Source organism: Candidatus Zixiibacteriota bacterium, from assembly GCA_020853795.1.
Taxonomy (GTDB): Bacteria; Zixibacteria; MSB-5A5; order CAIYYT01; family CAIYYT01; genus JADJGC01.
On record JADYYF010000134.1, the window covers coordinates 1 to 3,830 of the forward strand.

General features: G+C 59.7%; 3 protein-coding genes. 1 reads left to right on the top strand and 2 read right to left on the bottom strand.

Features of this window, described 5'->3' with window-relative positions; translation table 11 throughout:
- Positions 1–379: 379 nt before the first annotated feature.
- Complete coding sequence (hutU, locus tag IT585_10530) at positions 380–2,035, bottom strand: urocanate hydratase (GenBank protein ID MCC6963674.1); 1,656 nt, start codon at positions 2,033–2,035, stop codon at positions 380–382.
- A 414-nt stretch (positions 2,036–2,449) separates the two neighbouring features.
- Between hutU and IT585_10535 the strand changes: the two genes are divergently transcribed.
- Positions 2,450–2,659 carry a hypothetical protein gene (locus tag IT585_10535; GenBank protein MCC6963675.1) on the top strand — a complete coding sequence of 70 codons (210 nt, stop codon included), beginning with the start codon at positions 2,450–2,452 and terminating at the stop codon, positions 2,657–2,659.
- Between the two features lie 190 nt (positions 2,660–2,849).
- On the opposite strand, the gene IT585_10540 is transcribed toward IT585_10535, so the two are convergent.
- Entirely contained in the window at positions 2,850–3,380 is a 531-nt protein-coding gene (locus tag IT585_10540) for a hypothetical protein (protein MCC6963676.1), read from the bottom strand.
- Positions 3,381–3,830: the final 450 nt, after the last annotated feature.

The following is a 3,830-nucleotide window of genomic DNA, read 5'->3' on the forward strand; positions in this document are numbered from 1 at the left end:
CGAGTGAGAGAGATCGGGGCGGAGATTGCTTCGTCGCGGTGAAGGATGGAAGGGGTGCTAAGGTCACGTTCGCTCCTCGCAATGACAAGTCATATTCTCTCGACCAAGAGTGCGCGGCAGGTCACCGGAGAGATCTGACGCGTGCCCTCACCCCCGACCCCTCTCCCAGGAGGAGAGGGGAGTGAGCGTCATCTCCGCGGAGGCGGGAATCCAGGTTGGTCGTAGATTCTGAGATCAAGTGAAGAAGCGGCAGGTCGCCTCGCGCGGATAAGTGAGGTAGTTCTTCCGATGTGTTCGGCGCGCGAGAAGACCTGACGCAACGATGAACTCCAGCTCTCGTCGGCCAAGCGCTTCCGGATGCCAATCATTATCGTCCCCCCTACTCCATCATCGGGAACTTGAGATCGGGGTGGTCGTCGGCGAAATGGACGGCCTCGGTGTAGCCGGCATCCACGTGGCGCATGACGCCGGTGCCGGGGTCATTGGTCAGGACGCGTTGGAGACGCTTGGCCATCTCGGCGGTGCCGTCCGCGACGACCACCATGCCGGCATGAATCGAGTAACCGATGCCGACCCCACCGCCATGATGGATACTTACCCACGAGGCGCCGGAGGCCGTGTTGAGCATGGCATTGAGCAGCGGCCAGTCGGCGATGGCGTCCGAGCCGTCTTTCATGGCCTCGGTTTCGCGATTGGGTGAGGCGACGGAGCCGCAGTCGAGATGGTCGCGGCCGATCACGATCGGCGCGGAAATCTTGCCCTGCTTGACGAGGTCGTTGATAATCAATCCGAACTTGGTGCGCTCGCCGTAGCCGAGCCAGCAGATCCGTGAAGGCAGACCCTGGAAAGCGACCCGCTTGGCCGCCAGATCGATCCAGCGCACCAGCGCGGCATTGTCGGCAAACTCGCGTTTGATGACCTCATCGGTGACGGCGATGTCTTTGGGGTCGCCGGAGAGCGCCGCCCACCGGAACGGGCCTTTCCCCTGACAGAAAAGCGGGCGAATGTAAGCCGGAACAAAACCGGGAAACGCGAAGGCATTTTTGAGACCGTGCGCGAAGGCCTGGCCGCGGAGATTGTTGCCGTAATCGAAGACAATCGCACCCTTGGTCTGCATGTCGATCATCGCGCGCGTATGGACAACCATAGCGTCCTTGGCGCGCTTGATGTAGTCGGCCGGATTCGCCTTGCGCAGCGCGAGGGCTTCGGCAAGCGGCAGGCCGTTGGGAACGTAGCCATTGAGTTCGTCGTGAGCAGAAGTTTGATCAGTAACGATATCGGGGATGATGCCGCGTCGTACCAGCTCGGGATGGGTGTCGGCGCAATTGCCGACCAGGCCGATCGAGAGCGGCTGCTTCTTCTTCTTCGCTTCGTCGACCCATTTGAGGGCTTCGTCGAGCGAGGCGGTTTTGCGGTCGAGGTAGCGCGTTTCGATGCGGCGATCGATGCGGTGCTCGTCGACATCGACGCAGAGGATCACAGCATTATTCATCGTTCCCGCGAGCGGCTGGGCGCCGCCCATACCGCCAACGCCGCCGGTGAGGATGAATTTGCCGGCAAGGTCGCCATTGAAGTGCTTGTCGGCGCAGGCGGCGAAGGTTTCGTAGGTGCCTTGCAAGATGCCCTGCGTGCCGATGTAGATCCAGGAGCCGGCGGTCATTTGGCCGTACATGATCAGGCCGAGCTTCTCGAGTTCGCGGAATTTCTCCCAGCTCGCCCAGTGTGGAACGAGGTTGGAATTGGCGATCAGGACGCGGGGGGCGTAGTCGTGAGTGCGGAAGATGCCGACCGGTTTGCCCGACTGCACGAGCAAAGTCTCGTCGTTGTCGAGCGATTTGAGGGAGCGGACGATGGAGTGGTAGCAGTCCCAATTGCGCGCGGCTTTGCCGGAACCGCCGTAGACGATCAGATTGGCGGGGTCCTCGGCGACATTGGGATCGAGATTATTATTGAGCATGCGCAGCGCGGCCTCTTGATGCCAGCCCTTGCAGGTAAGGGGCGCGCCGACGAGATTGCGATAGGCAGTTTTTTCCATGGTGATCCTCCGACTGAAAACAAGGTAGGAATTGCTTCGGGGAGAGTCAAGAAGCGGAAGCGACCGGCAACAGATCTTCGGCGACGAGTCAGGAGAAGGCACCTTCTAAGCGGCAGGTCGCCCGATGAAGCGCGCAAGAGTTGTGGTACTTCCAGAATCAATGGCGCTTCACGAGAAGACCTGCCGCAACGCCCCAGACCCTCACACCGGCCCTCTCCCAAGGGGAGCGGGAGGTGCGCGGACGCCCGCGAAGGCCGCTCTCGGATCGCGGCAAGGCGGAAAATCCGCGACTTTTTGATTGCGCGGGACAGGCGTTTGCGCTAATATCCACGCTCAAGCCGATTGGCCAAAGGTAGGCTTGAAGTCAACAACCTCTTACTTACCGAATCGATTTGTGGAGACTGTCGGGAGGACATGATGAAGTTAAGCGAGACGTTTGTCAGTAAACAAAGTGAGTTGCGCGGGGCGGAACTGAAGGGGTTTATGCAGCCGGGGAATACGGATCAATTGTTGCTGCTGTTCGAAAAGGACGGGCGGTTGATGGCGCTGAATATCACCGAGCACCGCAACGGCGACAATTCGATTCTTGCCACGGAACTCGACTTCTGCGAGATGTTGGGATAGGTTTTCCAGCGCGACAAGCATAGTCGAAAAGCAAGTCGGTAGGATGGAGATTCCGGTCGGTCGCGACGACGGACGGGGATGTCGATCCTACCGAGTTTTTTTGCCAGAGGACGAGATTGCACCCACCCTGCGCTTCGCTACGGGTGGGCTGCCGGCTATCCGCAAGAAACGTCCGACAAGAATGTCGGATTCATCGGCGTTTGGTGAGGCCGAGAATCAGGCCGAGGACGACGGACCAAAGGGCGGCGAGGCCGATCTGCCAGTCGGGCGGGAGGCTGAAGGTCACCGTGTGCGCCGGAATCCAGAACCAGAGCAACGTCCACCAGGCGGTAGTCAAGCCTTTGAAATTCCAGTCCCACATGATGGCGTTGTCCTCGAGGCGATGGAAGAACATCATCTGCGGGCCGAAGAAGAGATTGGTAAAGACGGAGACGGCGAACGCCCAGCCGATGCCGGTCGCGAAAAGCTGCGGCAACATCTGGTGATCAAGCAGCGCCTGCGTGAAGCCCTTCATGCCGACGAACCCGTACTTGATGATGATCCCGAGCAATCCCCACGCGATGATCTTCTGAAAGAGTTGCCAAAGATTGCACGGCAGCCCGAGGCGCCGCTTGCGAATGCAGAACGAGAGGACTTCGCCCAATGTACCCAGAATCGCAAATTGGATGGCCGCAGAAAGAATCGGATTGGATTTGACCCAGAGGAGGTAGGTGTTGATCATATCAGTTGCCTTGTTGTGCCCTCACCCCTGCCCCCTCTCCCAAGGGGAGAGGGGAATTTGCAGTCGGTGCGAATACGTCCCACCGCGAGCGGTGGGGCACCAGGTTGATTTTGACGCAGAGAAGGTCAGTGTTGAGCATTTCAGTCGCCTTGTTGTACCGTCAGGAAGGGATTCCTGACGGCGCAAGTGAAGTCCCACCGCGAGCGGTGGGGCACCAGGTTGAGTTTGGCGCAGAGAAGGTCGGTGTTGAGCATTTCAGTCGCCTTGTTGTGCCATCAGGAAGGGATTCCTGACGGCGCAAGTGAAGTCCCACCGCAAGTGGTGGGGCACCAGGTTGATTTTGACGCAGAGAAGGTCGGTGTGGAGCAGTTCAGTCGCCGTGTTGTGCCGTCAGGAAGGGCGTCCTGACGGCGCAAGGGACGTCCCACCGCAAGCGGGGGGCCCCTGCAC